Genomic DNA, 14,173 nt, shown 5'->3' on the forward strand with positions numbered 1-14,173 from the left:
TTTAAAAAATTAGCAGCTTCCATTAAATTACTGCTAAAAAAACAACGCTATTTAACCTTCCAACAAAACGAACTCTAAACAAAAAAGTAACTCTAATTTTCCGTTAAAACACACAAAATGATACTATGGCGGGTATTGCTAGCTTTACTTAATAAAAGAGTAATGAAAGCCTAGGCACACTAGAAGCATACCAACTTGCTTCCAGCTCTAAAAATAGAAAGGAGATAACATGAAAAAGTTACTGACAGGCAGTTTAGCCGCTATTGCATTAGCCGTGAGTGTTCAGGCCGCAGCCCAAGTAGACCCTGAAGATCAAATTTACTACCGTAAAGCCGGCTATGCATTTATGGCATGGAACGTAGGTAAAATTAAAGGCATGCTGGAAAATGAATCCACATGGAATCTTGAGCAAGTTCAAGCCGCTGCTAACAGCATCGCTGCCACTGCCAACTCAGGCATGGGCGCCTTATTTAGCCCAGGCACAGAAAAAAGCATTGGCGATACCAAAACCCGCGTTAAACCTGAAATGTTCCAAGATGCTGAAGGCGTAAACAAAGTAGGGATGGCGTTCCATAAAGCAGCCACCGAATTAAAAGTGGCGGCAGATGCCGGCGATAAAGTGCAAATCACTACCGCGTTTTCTGATCTTGGCGCTAGCTGCAAAGGTTGCCACGATAACTACCGCATGAAATAAGCGCGCTTAGTCTGCAGCACTAGCGACAAAAAACCGAGCCTAGGCTCGGTTTTTTAGTCTCACAAGTCTTACTCTTGGGGAATACGTAATACTTGGCCTGGATAAATTTTATCCGGATGTGACAACATAGGTTTGTTGGCCTCAAAAATTTTCATATACGCATTAGCATTGCCGTATTCAGCTTTAGCAATTGCACTGAGCGTATCCCCGGCTTTTACCGTAACAAAACGCGCCTCTGGCTCAGTATTAGGCACGCTGATGTGATCTTCGACTTCACTCACGCCTGCTACGTTACCTAAGGCTAACAGCACCTTTTCTTTCTCTTCTTGGCTGACCGCATTACCGCTAACGATCACTTTCTCGCCTTCAACCTTGATCTGAATATCTGGATTACCTAAGCCTACTTTTGCGACGTGCTCACGTAATGAGGTCTCAGCTTCTGCGGCGTGGGCTTCAGAACCTACTACTGATTCCCAAAGTTTAGTACCTGCATCTTTGACGAATGAAAAAAGTCCCATTGTGTTCTCCCATACAGAGTTTAAGGTGTTTACTGCCGACCAGTTTGGTCTAGCCGTAACTATTTTACCTATTTTATATTGCAGTTATTGGAGCACTGCACTACTCGGCTAGTTCCCGTTACTCGCTGTGCATTTATGCGCTTAAGCGCTGCGCTAAGCCAGCCGCTAGCTTGGCGCTAATGGCATATACCGACAACTGTGGATTAGCACCAATACTGGTTGGAAATAGCGATCCATCATGTACTGATAGATTAGCCAACTGATGATGTTGACCCAAACTATTCACCACACCTTTACGCGGATCATCGCTCATATTACAGCCTCCCATCACATGGGCACTGCCTAGACGCATTTTGTAACGCTGCAAAGCTAAGCCTTTAATATGCTCTTGTACCGCGCGCCAACTCCTTTGCAAACGGCCATCGGTATGCAAAGGCATAACCTGCTTGGCACCTGCAGCGAACTGAATTTCAGCCATACTCAACAGTGCTCGTTGTAATCCATCCCATAGATAATCGGTTACCGGATAATCCAGTACTGGACTTCCGTCTCGATTCAGCTGCACCGTGCCACCTGGACTTTCTGGATGAAAACCATCACGCAGCAAGGACAGCATGACGTTGGTTTGTGGTAATTGCGCCATCAGTTCAGCATGGGCTTGGCCATATGCAGTTAATAGCGAGCCTAAAAAAGCAGGCTGTAATGGAGGCACCTCAAGTTTATAACCCACAGGCCCCGTAACGCCCGCCTGCCATTGAAACTGATCGGAGTAAACCGATTGCGGTGCACCGTAAAATGGATTAATTGTTCGTGTAAATTGCGCCAGCGAGAAATTTACTAAATGCAAAAATGTGCGCTTACCACAACGCTGATAAGGGTCTGGCGCTTTCGAGCGCATTAATAAAGCCGGGGTGTTAATGCTGCCACCCGCTAGCACATAATGTTTTGCCACTACTTTGAACGGCTGTCCCTGCGCCTGCAATGCTTGCTCGTCCAAAGGCTGACAGATAAGTCCCGTGACTCGTTGCTGTTGGATGTCTAAACGCTCAGCTCGGGCGCGATAAATTAATCGCCCTTGTTGTTTTAACATCGCTGGCAAACTAGTGACCAACATGGATTGCTTAGCATTAGCCGGACAGCCCATACCGCAATAACCCAGATTCAAACAATGGGTTACATTTCGTGGAATCACGGCCCAGTCCCAGCCTAATGCCTCGCAGCCCTGTTGAATCACCGCATTATTTGCATTAGCTGGTACAGCCCAAGGCGCGATATTTAAGCGCTGCTCTAAACGTTCGAACCAAGGCGCTAACTCGGCTTGGCTAAATCCACTGACCTGCCACTCATCCTGCCAGTGCTGTAACGTAGCCTCCGGTGTTCTAAAGCTAGAAGTCCAATTAATTAAAGTTGTTCCACCAACCGCACGTCCCTGCAAAATAGTGATTGCACCATCTTTACTGACTCGACCTAAACCCTCTTGATACAACTCAGAATAAGCTTGCTGCTCAAGCATCTTAAAGTCGCTACTGGTTTTTAAAGGGCCTTCCTCAATCACTAAAACTGAATAACCCGCCTCGGCTAAATACTCTGCCGTGGTGGCCCCGCCCGCACCCGAGCCGACAACCACCACATCAACCTGCACTGGCTGCAGCGGATCAACCTCTGTACCCGGCTGTACATTCCAACCTGCGGCTATACCTTGCAAAAACATATCTGGAAAACTCATCGCCTACCCCAAAATATCGGGTGGGCCTGGGTACCCACAATGCGCCCAACTATCTAACTGGCTATAACGGGTTAATAACAGCAGCTGAGTCAGCGCCGCTTGTCCCATAACCAATACACTTAGCGAGCTGTGTTGCCAGCGCTGTAAAAACGCTTGGATTTGCTCAGGACTAATTTCTGACCAATCTTGCCAAATGCCGGTTAATGGCCAACGACTCCAACGCTGACTAAGCAGCGTAAACAGCTGGCGCAATTGCTCGGCCTTATCCCGAGATAAGTGCAGCAGCTTATAATCCAGCGCGGTTAAGTAGTCCTGCAGTTGCTTGGAATTCTGTGGTCGATTACCTGCTAACACTACCGGCACGAGATAGCTCAATAGCTGCACCTCCGAGGCTCGCAACCATTGATAACTCTCAGCCACCGGCTCAGTCGGCGCCCATGCCAGATAAGCACTGCCACCGCCCACGGCTAAAGCACCGCCAACTAAGCTTGCTTGCAGCAAACGGCGGCGCGTTATAAGCGTTTTATGCTGGGTTTTAGCTGGCATAGCATCACCTAACGGACAAAAAATTTATTCACCATCTTTTGTAACCAACCGCCATAAGGTGGATAAATCACTTTGGCGGCATTAAAGCGCTGCTTAATAAAAACACTCTTGGCATGGCTAAAGGTTAAAAACCCTTCATGCCCGTGGTAACACCCCATTCCAGAGGGCCCAATGCCACCAAACGGTAGATCCTCTTGGGCAACATGCATCAAGGTGTCATTCAGGCACACACCACCTGAATGACTTTGTTCAAGTACCTGCTGTTGCTGATCTTGGTTATAACCAAAGTAATAAAGTGCCAAAGGCCTGGGCCGCTGCTCAATATAAGCTAGAGCTTGCTCTAAGGTTTGATAAGGCACTACTGGCAGAATCGGGCCAAAAATCTCATCTTGCATCAGCCGCATCTGATCGGTAACCCCGGTCACCACCGAGGGCACCAAGCGCCGTTCAGTACTGCTGGCCGTTGGTAACGGATGGCTATACAGCACCGTAGCACCGAGCTGTTCAGCCTCATCTAGATAACCTTGTAAGCGCTGTAAATGGCGCTGATTAATAATTGCGCTGTAGTCTGGATTATCACTAATCGCTGGATAAAACTGTTGAACTTGCGCCAGATAGGCCTCAATAAATTCTTGCTGACGAGCTTCAGGTACTAACACGTAATCAGGCGCCACACAGGTTTGCCCAGCATTTAATAGCTTGCCAAACGCGATGCGCTCTACCGCATCGAGCATCGGAACCTCGGCACTAATAATCGCTGGTGACTTGCCCCCCAACTCTAAGGTCACTGGGGTTAAGTGATTAGCCGCGGCGCGCATTACCTGCTTGCCGACCGAAGTGGCGCCAGTAAATAGCAAATGATCAAACGCCAGTGCGGAAAATGCCGCGCCCACTTGCGCCTCGCCTAACACCACCGAGACTAACTCTTCAGGGAAACAATCTTCTAATAACTGTTTCAATAGGGCTGAGGTAGCAGGGGTGAATTCGCTCAGTTTAAGCATCACCCGATTACCAGCAGCTAAGGCTGCAGTTAAAGGTCCAATCGCCAAAAACAGCGGGTAGTTCCACGGCACAATAATGCCTACACACCCTAAGGGCTGATAATGCACCTCTGCTTTAGCTGGCTGAAAGGCTAAGCCTACCTTGCGTTTACTTGGTTTTAGCCAATGCTTTAAATGACGCCTAGCGTAGTTAATGCCATGTAAGCTTGGCATTAACTCAGCAAGCTGCGTTTCATCAGCTGAGCGATGGCTAAAGTCTTGGCTAATGGCATTAATCAAAGCGCTTTGATGTTCAAACAACAGCTGATAGAGCTGATCTAACCATTGATAGCGCTGCTCATAGGTTGGCATTTTATCGGCATTAAAGGCTTTTTTTTGCTGACTGAATAAACTGTCCAGTTCCTGCAGCTGCACTTCAAGCTGTTGTTCTGACAATGGCATAGAACCACCTGTGTAAAATCGTCTTATCTATGACCGTTTTACGCTAGTTGGCCCTGTTTTTTTAGCCGACCAAAGTCACACAGATCTATATCGATTTTTTTCGATATTAATCTTGCGTTGCGATTTAAGGCACCTTAGACTGTGCGTCATGAACCCAACCAATGAACGCTCTCTTAGTCTAATGCCCGACAGCCTTGCCGCTTTCTGTAAAGCCGCAGGCGATGAGTTGCGTTTACTGATTTTACGGGTACTGAGTAATGATTCTTTTGGGGTATTAGAGTTAGCCCATATTTTTGCCATGGGGCAATCTAGTATCAGCCATCATTTAAAGGTACTGGCTACCGCTGGCTTAGTTGCAACGCGCCGCGAAGGCAATGCGATCTTTTATCGCCGTGCGCTCACGGTACCTCAGCAACCCTTATTTGAACTCCACAGTGCGTTGTTACAAGAAATTGATGCCTTAAGCATTGAACAGCCACTGCAACAACGAATTCATGCGGTACACCAGCACCGCGCAATGACCAGCCAAGAGTTTTTTGCCAAAGTAGGCCAAGAGTTTGCAGGTCGCCAAGATTTAATTGCCAGCCTGCCCCAGTTTAGTGACAGCCTGCTAACCCTGCTCGACACCCTAAACTTTCCTGCTACTGCCGAAGTATTAGAAGTTGGCCCTGGCGACGGTGGATTACTGCCTGCACTCGCTCAACGCTTCCATCGGGTACGGGCGATTGATAACAGTCCGCCCATGCTGGAGTTAGCTCAATCACTCTGCCAAGCGCAACAACTAAAAAATGTCGAACTGATTTTGGCCGATGCGTTAAAAGATCCTATTGCTCCAGCACATTGTGTGATCGTCAATATGGTCTTGCACCACTTTGCAGCGCCTGCCGAAGCCCTTAAACAACTGGCGCGTTTAGTCAAACCTCAGGGCAGCTTGATTATTAGTGAACTTTGTAGCCACGACCAAGATTGGGCCAAGCAGGCCTGCGGCGATCTTTGGTTAGGCTTTGACCAGGAAGAACTGGCCACTTGGGCCAACGCCGCAGGACTTATTCCCAGTGACAGTGTTTATCTGGGCTTAAAAAATGGCTTTCAGATTCAGCTCCGGCATTTTGCCAAGCCAGACTCCTGAAGCACAGTTTTCTCTCCGGTATGAATAAGGAACCGATATGAGCGAATATTCTATTTTTACGTCTGAGTCTGTCTCTGAAGGCCATCCAGACAAAATTGCTGACCGTATTTCTGATGCTATTTTAGATGCGATTATCAGTGAAGATAAGCAAGCCCGCGTAGCCTGTGAAACGCTAGTAAAAACCGGCGTGGCAATTATTGCCGGTGAAATCACCACCTCAGCTTGGGTCGACCTTGAACAGCTGGTGCGGGATGTGATTGTTGATATTGGCTATAACAGCTCTGATGTTGGCTACGATGGCGCCACCTGCGGCATCGTGAATATCATTGGTAAACAATCGGTAGACATCGCCCAAGGCGTCGACCGCAGCCGTCCAGAAGATCAAGGCGCCGGTGACCAAGGCTTAATGTTTGGTTATGCCAGCAACGAAACGGATGTTTTGATGCCAGCTCCTATTACCTTTGCTCACCGTTTAGTTGAGCGCCAAGCCGAAGCCCGTAAAAGTGGTTTATTGCCTTGGTTACGTCCCGATGCGAAAAGCCAAGTAACCTGCCGTTATGAAGATGGCAAGGTAGTGGGAATTGACGCAATTGTACTTTCAACCCAGCACAATCCTGAGGTCTCACTTAAAGACTTACGCGAAGCAGTGATGGAGCTGATTGTTAAGCACACTATCCCTGCACACTTACTGCACAAAGACACCCAGTTCCATATCAACCCAACCGGTAACTTTGTAATTGGTGGTCCTGTAGGTGACTGCGGTTTAACGGGACGTAAAATTATCGTTGATACCTATGGCGGCATGGCGCGTCACGGTGGCGGCGCGTTCTCTGGTAAGGATCCATCCAAAGTGGACCGCAGTGCAGCCTATGCTGGCCGTTATGTGGCTAAAAATATTGTCGCCGCAGGTTTAGCCGAGCGCTGTGAAATTCAGGTGTCCTACGCCATTGGTGTCGCTGAACCGACCTCAATCTCGCTGAATACCTTTGGTACTGGCAAAATCAGTGATGAGCAAATTATTAAGCTGGTGCGTGACACCTTTGATTTACGCCCTTACGCCATCACCACGATGCTGGATTTACTCCACCCGATGTACGAAGCCACCGCAGCTTACGGTCACTTTGGTCGCAACCCTTATGAAATGACGGTTGGTAACGACACCTTTACCGCCTTCCCATGGGAGCGCGTTGATCGTGCGGATGCTTTACGCATTGCCGCTGGCCTCTAAGTAATAGCGAATCAACCAGTCACCAAACACTGGTGGCTGGTTGATGGCTAGATAACAATTAAGTCCTATTGCCCACAGCAAGAGACCTGATTAGGCTACAGGCACTCAGTCACAGTAACTGCAAAGGTTAAGCGCGCACAGGAACCTTTTCATCATTTTGTAACCCAAAGCGCGTATAAAAGTTGAGTCACTTAACTCACTTCATATTTATTACAGGACGTTGGAACTCGCGGTATGTCTACACTCTTTGAACTAGCAGAACAAATCAATCTACTCTATCCATTACAGGATAAATCCTTAGGTAAACGCTACCGAATCGTTGATCAAATGGCCGGCACCACCGAGCTGGAAGAAGCCAATGGCAAGCCACGCTATATTCCAACGAAGGCCTTAAGTAATCCCGAGCTATGGCAGCTAAGTCGCGCCTAAGTCTCTTTAGCGTTAGTCAAAAAAGTCTTTAAACTGCTGAATCTGGCGCCGCTGCTTTTTAGTTGGTCGGCCATCGGTTTGCAAGCCCAGTGCGCCAGCTTTACGTAAATTTGCCGCTTGCTCGCGTTTGGCGATGCTCTCGGCAGTTTCCTGATATAACAGTTGTGCTTCAGGTGCGCCGCGCCGCACGCCAGATAAGGCTTTTACTACGACAGTGCGCTCATCGTAGCCGGTGCGCACCACATACTCTTCACCGACACTAGGCGTTTTTGCAGGTTTACAGCGCTGACCTTGATGATGCACCTTGCCACCCTCAATCGCTTCTTTGGCTAGGTTACGTGTTTTATAAAAACGTGCCGCCCACAACCACTTATCTAAACGGACTTTTTCTTCTGCCACTCTCCACCTCTAAACCACGCACAGTTATCTAGCAGTGCATGCTAGCAATCGACACTATCAATTCAAAGGACAGCTGTGCAGCACACTTAATCACTTGCGCTGAATAGGTGCAAGAGACAACAAACTATTAAGCTGCACAATAAAAAGCCGCGCATCACTTAAAAGCAATACGCGGCTTATTAACACTCTATTGCAGCCTTGAGTGCTTACTGTAACTCGCTACTGGTCTGTTGCGCCTGCATGCGCTCTAACTCTTGGGCGTACAGGGCATCAAAGTTGACTGGCGCTAACATTAGGGCCGGGAAGGATCCCTTAATCACCACGCTATCTAAAGCTTCACGGGCATAAGGGAATAAAATTGAAGGACAGAACGAGCCCAAAGTATGACTCATTGCAGCTTCTTCTAAGCCTTGAATTAAGAAAATACCCGCTTGCTGCACTTCAGCAATAAAGGCCACTTCTTCACCGGTTTTAACCGTTGCCGTCAGGGTTAACACTACCTCGTAGAAGTCATCGCCAATATTACTCTGACTAGTGTTTAGCTCTAAACCGACCGCTGGCTCCCAAGCGGCACGAAAAATCTCTGGGCTTTTCGGTGCTTCAAAGGATAAGTCTTTGACATAAACCCGTTGCAGGGAAAACTGTGGTGCTTGCTGCTCAGCTGCTGCCTGATTATTCTCTTCACTCATTATTATTTTCCTTAAATCGTTAAATTAAATCATTCACTCGCAGGCTAACCCACTAGCCTTGCAATAAAGCATCGAGTTTACCCGCCTGCTGCAATGCATATAAGTCATCGCAACCACCCACATGGGTCTCACCAATCCAGATCTGTGGCACGCTGGTGCGCCCTGCTTTTTCTGCCATTTCTTTCCGTGAGCCACGTACTTTATCGACGTTAATTTCTTCATAAACCACGCCTTTTTGCTCAAGTAGCTGTTTTGCCCGACGGCAAAATGGGCAAAAATCGCTGGAGTAAATCAAAACCTGTTGCATATCACTTCACCACTGGCAAATTATCGTTACGCCATGTTGTCATACCACCGGCTAAACGCGCTACCTGATAACCTGCTTTTTGCAATTCGGCCGCAGCGCTTCCCGCGTTGACCCCAGAAGCACACACAATCACTAATAATTTATCTTGATATTTCTGCAGCTCCCCCATACGCGTTTTCAAAGCGTCAGTGGGAATATTGATCGCATCCACAATATGGCCGCTCTCAAAATCTTTCTTCGCACGAATATCAAGCACCACCGCCTGATCACGGTTAACCAGTGCTGTTAACTGGCTGCTGGTTAGGTTTTTCCCCGAACGTCGCGAACTTTGCACGATTAACAAGATTAATAATAAGAGAAACGTACCACTCAGAATGTAGTGATTTGCTAGAAACTCTAAAATTTGCGTAAACATCGCCATAATAAAATGTACACCTAGGAGTAAGATTCAGCGCATTATATACAATCCTCCACGCTGTCTGTACCTAGAAGCATGACGATTAGCCATAAGCGCGTTAAACTGCAGCATTATTTATATGCATTTTGGTGAGTTATTTCCATGTCCACAACACCTAAACCTTTAGCACTGATTATTTTAGATGGCTTTGGTCACAGTGAATCTCCAGATTCTAATGCGATTTACCATGCCAATACGCCCTTTTATGATCACTTACGTGCCACCTACCCACATGGCTTAATTTCAGGAAGTGGTATGGATGTGGGTTTGCCTGATGGACAAATGGGTAACTCCGAAGTAGGTCATATGAACCTTGGCGCTGGCCGCGTGGTATATCAAGAATTAACGCGAATTGCTAAAGCCATTCAAGACGGTGACTTCTTTAGCAATCCGGCCCTCACCCAAGCGGTTGATAAAGCCGTGGCGGCCAATAAAGCCGTGCATATTATGGGCTTACTGTCTGATGGTGGTGTACACAGCCACCAAGACCATATCATGGCGATGATTGACTTAGCCGCCCAGCGCGGAGCCGAAAGCATTTATCTGCACGCCTTTTTAGATGGTCGCGACACCCCACCACGTAGCGCCGAAAGCTATATCAACACCTTAGAGCAACACTTCGCCAAAGTAGGTAAAGGCCGTTTTGCCAGTTTGATTGGTCGTTACTATGCAATGGATCGTGATAATCGCTGGGATCGCGTCGCACAAGCTTGGCGTTTAATTGTGGATGCCGAGCCTCAGTTCACTGCTGCAAGCGCGGCCGAAGGATTAACTCAAGCCTATGCCCGTGATGAAAATGATGAGTTCGTTAAAGCCACTCAAATTGGGCAGCCGGCCCCGGTAAACGATGGCGATGCGGTGATTTTCATGAACTTTCGCGCCGACCGTGCTCGCGAGTTAACCCGTTGCTTTACCGAGGCTAACTTTGCTGAGTTTGAGCGTCAGCGTGTACCGGCTTTAGCCGACTTTGTGATGCTGACCCAGTATGCAGCCAGCATCCAAACCAGCTGCGCCTTTGCGCCATCAGCACTGACTAACGTACTCGGTGAGTACCTTGCCAACCAAGGTAAAACCCAATTACGAATTGCCGAAACTGAAAAATATGCTCACGTAACCTTCTTTTTCTCCGGCGGTCGTGAAGAGCCGTTTGCAGGTGAAGAGCGGGTGCTGATTCAATCGCCAGCGGTTGCCACCTATGATCTACAACCAGAAATGAGCGCTCCAGAAGTCACCGATCGTATTGTCGAGGCTATTGAGCAACAGCAATATGACGTGATCATCGCAAACTACGCTAACGGCGATATGGTCGGCCATACGGGTGTTTTCTCAGCTGCAGTTAAGGCCGTAGAGTGCTTAGATGAGTGCCTAAAACGCATTGTCACAGCACTGGAAAAAGTAGGCGGTGAAGCGCTAATTACCGCAGACCACGGTAACGTTGAGCAAATGCAAGATGAGCATACCGGGCAAGCCCACACGGCCCACACCTGCGAGCCAGTACCCTTTATCTATGTTGGTCAGCGCCCAGCACAGATTCGCGAGCATGGCGTGCTAGCCGACGTGGCACCAACAATGCTGAACTTAATGGGATTGCCAATTCCTGAAGAAATGACCGGAACTCCAATCGTTGAACTTAAGTAATTAGTCGCTCTGGCCAAGGCTGCTGAAACCACTGCAACCTTGGCCTGGGTTTCACTCACCGATGCACAGGGCATTTAACATGATGTTGCGTATTGCTTTAGCCGCGTTAATCGTTTTCACCACAAGCTTTGCCCAAGCCGATGAGCGCCAACAAACACAGCGACGTGTTAATCAGGTACAGCAAGACATTGCCCAATTTAAAAAACTGCTCAATCAGGTACAAGCCCAGCGTACCGCCGAGCAAAAAGCCTTAAAGGAAACTGAAACGCAAATTGGCCAACTGGAAAAAGAACTCAAAACCCTCGAGCAACAAAAACGCGAAAGTGAGCAAGAGTTACGCAAGCTCGCAGCAGAAAAACAGCAGCTGCAACAACAGCAACAAGCACAACAGCAATTAATTGCCAAGCAGGCCCGCGCCGCGCAACAAGCCGGACGCCATGAGCCGCTTAAGCTACTGCTTAACCAAGAGTCACCTGAGCGGGTGATGCGTCATCTGACTTATTACCAATACTTGACCCAAGCTCGTCAACAACAAATTCAAGCCTTTCAAGCCTTAACCCAGCAGCTGCAAGAAGTTGAAGTAGGCATTTTAAATCAATCCCAATTATTAGCCCAGCAAGAACAATCCTTAGCTGAGCAGCATAAAAAACTCGCCACGGTACGCCAGCAACGGCAACAAAAAGTAGCTGCACTAACCGCCGAGCAAAAAAAACATCAATCAGCAATTACCCGCAAGCAACGTGACCAACAAGAACTAGAGCAAGTCTTGGTCAAAATTGAGGCAGAAATTGCCCGTCAAGAACGGGCCCGACTGTTAGCAGAGCAAAAGCGCTTAGAAGAGCAACAGCGACTAGCCCGCGAACGTTTAGCCCAGCAAGCCGCCGAACGTCAGGAGCAAGCACGCCAGCAACGTTTAGCTCAACAGCAAGCTGCACAAACGACTCAGCTTGCCGAGTCGCCTAAACCAGCCACTGTGATTGTCGAGCCAGAAAAAAAACACTCCACTCCACCTGTTGTTACTGCCAAGGCCACCCCGCCCGCAACCACCGCACCAGTAGCGGTAGCCAAGCCACAGTCGTTTAGCGTGCCTAAAGGTGCGCCTTTTGCAACGCGACGTGGTCAGTTACCTTGGCCAGTGCAAGGCACTGTCGCAGCGCGCTTTGGTAGCCCCCGCAATGATACCCGTAGCAAATGGGATGGCCTCTTAATTAGTGCCCAAGCTGGCACCCCAGTGCGGGCAGTGCACTCTGGTCGAGTGGTATTTGCTGACTGGTTACGGGGAGCGGGACTACTGGTAATTGTTGACCATGGCGACGGTTATTTGTCTTTGTATGGTCATAACCAAAGCTTAATGAGCCACGTTGGCGATACTGTGCAAGCTGGACAAACCCTTGCAACTGTCGGCAACAGTGGTGGTCACACCACTAGCGCATTATACTTTGCCATCCGCCAACAAGGTCGTGCTACGGACCCTGCACAATGGTTCAAACGTCAAGGCTAAGCCTTCTGTTAACTTTAGGAATTGATAATATGCTGCATAAACGTCCTTTACTTTCGCTCAGCTTAAGCCTGTCGCTAACTGTAGCTGCAGGTTTCCCCGCGGCGTTTGCAGCTCAACCTCCTAACGCTCAATCATCTAAGCCAGCCACAGCAGCGCCAATGCAACAGGTGCCCGCGTCTGTACCGCTTGATGAGCTACGCACCTTTGCCGAGGTTTTTGAGCGAATCAAAACCGCTTACGTTGAACCCATTGATGACAAAACCCTATTAGAAAATGCCATCAAAGGCATGCTCAGCAACCTTGATCCCCATTCAGCCTATTTAGAACCAGAAGCTTTTCGAGATGTCACCGAAAGCACCAGTGGCGAGTTTGGTGGACTAGGTATTGAGGTAGGTACTGAAGACGGCTTACTCAAGGTTGTCACCCCAATTGATGACACCCCTGCGGCCAAAGCCGGAATTGAAGCCGGCGACCTGATTATTAAGATTGATGGGCAGCCTACCAAAGGCCTATCGATTATGGATGCCGTCAATAAAATGCGCGGCAAACCTAACAGCAAAATCACCCTGACCATTGTTCGTGAAGGCGGCACTCCTTTTGATCTCACCCTTGAGCGGGCAGTAATCAAAACACGCAGTGTACGCCATCAGTTACTGGATCAAGGCTACGGCTTAATTCGTATTAGCCAGTTCCAGGTTAATACCGGTAAAGAAGTAGAAAAAGCCTTAATGCAACTACGCAGCGAAAACAAAGCCCAGGCATTAAAAGGTTTAGTATTAGATCTCCGCAATAACCCGGGCGGGGTGTTACAAGCGGCGGTTGAGGTAACTGACTTATTTATTGATAGTGGTCTTATTGTGTACACCAAGGGGCGCTTCCCTAACAGTGACCTGAGCTTTAGCGCTACGCAAAAGCAATACAGCCACCGAGTACCAATTGTGGTGTTAATTAACGGTGGCAGTGCTTCTGCATCAGAAATTGTGGCAGGTGCTTTACAAGATCATAAACGAGCAGTGGTGATGGGAACCGACAGCTTTGGTAAGGGTTCGGTGCAGACGGTGCTGCCACTCAATAATGAGCGCGGTTTAAAGCTCACTACCGCCCTCTACTACACTCCGAACGGGCGCTCGATCCAAGCTCAAGGAATTATTCCAGATATTGAAGTTGAGCGCGCTAAAGTCACCCTCGAACAAAGCCCTCAAGGCTTACGTGAGGCTGACCTTGCTCGTCACCTAGGCAATGCTAGCGGTGCTGAGGAACGCTCTTCGAGCTCAGTTAAAGCTCGTGAAGCACGCCCACAGGATGAAGACTACCAACTGGCGCAAGCTTTAAACTTGCTCAAAGGCTTAAATCTAACCTCACACATCAAAAAATAGTGACAACGCTATTTAGCTAACACTAGCGTCTTACTCAGCCAAGGCTCTTCACCTTGGCTGCTGCTATTGAAACCTAGCGAACTATTGACCACTT

The 14,173-nt window shown here is 48.4% G+C and carries 15 protein-coding genes; 7 read left to right on the plus strand and 8 right to left on the minus strand.

Annotated elements, in window-relative coordinates; genetic code table 11:
* The first annotated feature begins 229 nt into the window (after window positions 1-229).
* Window positions 230-694, plus strand: a complete 465-nt coding sequence (locus tag AKN87_RS07970; protein WP_053103082.1) for a c-type cytochrome — start codon at window positions 230-232, stop codon at window positions 692-694.
* 68 nt (window positions 695-762) lie between these two features.
* On the opposite strand, the gene lysM is transcribed toward AKN87_RS07970, so the two are convergent.
* From lysM to AKN87_RS07990, 4 genes are all read right to left on the minus strand, one after another.
* Window positions 763-1,212, minus strand: a complete 450-nt coding sequence (gene lysM, locus AKN87_RS07975) for a peptidoglycan-binding protein LysM (protein ID WP_053100616.1) — start codon at window positions 1,210-1,212, stop codon at window positions 763-765.
* Window positions 1,213-1,345: 133 nt separating this feature from the next.
* Entirely contained in the window at window positions 1,346-2,938 is a 1,593-nt protein-coding gene (locus tag AKN87_RS07980) for a GMC family oxidoreductase (RefSeq protein WP_053103083.1), read from the minus strand.
* Between the two features lie 3 nt (window positions 2,939-2,941).
* On the minus strand, window positions 2,942-3,484 hold the full coding sequence (locus tag AKN87_RS07985) for a twin-arginine translocation signal domain-containing protein (protein ID WP_053103084.1): 543 nt from the start codon (window positions 3,482-3,484) through the stop codon (window positions 2,942-2,944).
* A gap of 8 nt (window positions 3,485-3,492) precedes the next feature.
* Window positions 3,493-4,926 carry a coniferyl aldehyde dehydrogenase gene (locus AKN87_RS07990; protein ID WP_053103085.1) on the minus strand — a complete coding sequence of 478 codons (1,434 nt, stop codon included), beginning with the start codon at window positions 4,924-4,926 and terminating at the stop codon, window positions 3,493-3,495.
* A gap of 148 nt (window positions 4,927-5,074) precedes the next feature.
* Here AKN87_RS07990 and AKN87_RS07995 point away from each other — a divergent pair, with 148 nt between their 5' ends.
* The 3 genes from AKN87_RS07995 (at window position 5,075) to AKN87_RS08005 (ending at window position 7,712) form a co-directional block, all read left to right on the plus strand.
* Window positions 5,075-6,055, plus strand: a complete 981-nt coding sequence (locus tag AKN87_RS07995; RefSeq protein ID WP_053103086.1) for an ArsR/SmtB family transcription factor — start codon at window positions 5,075-5,077, stop codon at window positions 6,053-6,055.
* Window positions 6,056-6,092: 37 nt separating this feature from the next.
* Window positions 6,093-7,283, plus strand: coding sequence for a methionine adenosyltransferase (gene metK / locus AKN87_RS08000; RefSeq protein ID WP_053100621.1), 1,191 nt, complete (start codon window positions 6,093-6,095; stop codon window positions 7,281-7,283).
* 234 nt (window positions 7,284-7,517) lie between these two features.
* Window positions 7,518-7,712, plus strand: a complete 195-nt coding sequence (locus AKN87_RS08005) for a hypothetical protein (RefSeq protein WP_053103087.1) — start codon at window positions 7,518-7,520, stop codon at window positions 7,710-7,712.
* A 12-nt stretch (window positions 7,713-7,724) separates the two neighbouring features.
* Here AKN87_RS08005 and hslR read toward each other — a convergent pair whose 3' ends face one another.
* From hslR to AKN87_RS08025, 4 genes are all read right to left on the minus strand, one after another.
* Window positions 7,725-8,111, minus strand: a complete 387-nt coding sequence (gene hslR, locus AKN87_RS08010; protein ID WP_053100623.1) for a ribosome-associated heat shock protein Hsp15 — start codon at window positions 8,109-8,111, stop codon at window positions 7,725-7,727.
* Between the two features lie 206 nt (window positions 8,112-8,317).
* Window positions 8,318-8,800, minus strand: a complete 483-nt coding sequence (secB, locus tag AKN87_RS08015; RefSeq protein ID WP_053100624.1) for a protein-export chaperone SecB — start codon at window positions 8,798-8,800, stop codon at window positions 8,318-8,320.
* Between the two features lie 52 nt (window positions 8,801-8,852).
* Complete coding sequence (grxC, locus tag AKN87_RS08020) at window positions 8,853-9,107, minus strand: glutaredoxin 3 (protein WP_053103088.1); 255 nt, start codon at window positions 9,105-9,107, stop codon at window positions 8,853-8,855.
* Window position 9,108: 1 nt separating this feature from the next.
* Entirely contained in the window at window positions 9,109-9,522 is a 414-nt protein-coding gene (locus AKN87_RS08025) for a rhodanese-like domain-containing protein (RefSeq protein ID WP_053101922.1), read from the minus strand.
* Between the two features lie 144 nt (window positions 9,523-9,666).
* Here AKN87_RS08025 and gpmI point away from each other — a divergent pair, with 144 nt between their 5' ends.
* The 3 genes from gpmI to AKN87_RS08040 all read left to right on the plus strand — a co-directional run bounded on the left by gpmI (window position 9,667) and on the right by AKN87_RS08040 (window position 14,079).
* Entirely contained in the window at window positions 9,667-11,202 is a 1,536-nt protein-coding gene (gene gpmI, locus AKN87_RS08030; protein ID WP_053103089.1) for a 2,3-bisphosphoglycerate-independent phosphoglycerate mutase, read from the plus strand.
* 82 nt (window positions 11,203-11,284) lie between these two features.
* Window positions 11,285-12,703, plus strand: a complete 1,419-nt coding sequence (locus tag AKN87_RS08035; RefSeq protein WP_080995585.1) for a murein hydrolase activator EnvC family protein — start codon at window positions 11,285-11,287, stop codon at window positions 12,701-12,703.
* A 29-nt stretch (window positions 12,704-12,732) separates the two neighbouring features.
* Entirely contained in the window at window positions 12,733-14,079 is a 1,347-nt protein-coding gene (locus tag AKN87_RS08040; protein ID WP_053103091.1) for a S41 family peptidase, read from the plus strand.
* Window positions 14,080-14,173: the final 94 nt, after the last annotated feature.

Origin of the sequence: Thiopseudomonas alkaliphila (assembly GCF_001267175.1) — a bacterium.
Classification (GTDB): Bacteria; Pseudomonadota; Gammaproteobacteria; order Pseudomonadales; family Pseudomonadaceae; genus Oblitimonas; species Oblitimonas alkaliphila.

Bases quoted from the DNA above. Each gene is read 5' to 3' on its own strand.
- grxC (WP_053103088.1), bottom strand. From the start codon at position 9,107: ATGCAACAGGTTTTGATTTACTCCAGCGATTTTTGCCCATTTTGCCGT.
- lysM (WP_053100616.1), bottom strand. From the start codon at position 1,212: ATGGGACTTTTTTCATTCGTCAAAGATGCAGGTACTAAACTTTGGGAA.
- AKN87_RS07970 (WP_053103082.1), top strand. From the start codon at position 230: ATGAAAAAGTTACTGACAGGCAGTTTAGCCGCTATTGCATTAGCCGTG.
- AKN87_RS07990 (WP_053103085.1), bottom strand. From the start codon at position 4,926: ATGCCATTGTCAGAACAACAGCTTGAAGTGCAGCTGCAGGAACTGGAC.
- metK (WP_053100621.1), top strand. From the start codon at position 6,093: ATGAGCGAATATTCTATTTTTACGTCTGAGTCTGTCTCTGAAGGCCAT.
- AKN87_RS07980 (WP_053103083.1), bottom strand. From the start codon at position 2,938: ATGAGTTTTCCAGATATGTTTTTGCAAGGTATAGCCGCAGGTTGGAAT.
- AKN87_RS08025 (WP_053101922.1), bottom strand. From the start codon at position 9,522: ATGTTTACGCAAATTTTAGAGTTTCTAGCAAATCACTACATTCTGAGT.
- secB (WP_053100624.1), bottom strand. From the start codon at position 8,800: ATGAGTGAAGAGAATAATCAGGCAGCAGCTGAGCAGCAAGCACCACAG.
- gpmI (WP_053103089.1), top strand. From the start codon at position 9,667: ATGTCCACAACACCTAAACCTTTAGCACTGATTATTTTAGATGGCTTT.
- AKN87_RS08005 (WP_053103087.1), top strand. From the start codon at position 7,518: ATGTCTACACTCTTTGAACTAGCAGAACAAATCAATCTACTCTATCCA.
- AKN87_RS07985 (WP_053103084.1), bottom strand. From the start codon at position 3,484: ATGCCAGCTAAAACCCAGCATAAAACGCTTATAACGCGCCGCCGTTTG.
- AKN87_RS08035 (WP_080995585.1), top strand. From the start codon at position 11,285: ATGTTGCGTATTGCTTTAGCCGCGTTAATCGTTTTCACCACAAGCTTT.
- AKN87_RS07995 (WP_053103086.1), top strand. From the start codon at position 5,075: ATGAACCCAACCAATGAACGCTCTCTTAGTCTAATGCCCGACAGCCTT.
- AKN87_RS08040 (WP_053103091.1), top strand. From the start codon at position 12,733: ATGCTGCATAAACGTCCTTTACTTTCGCTCAGCTTAAGCCTGTCGCTA.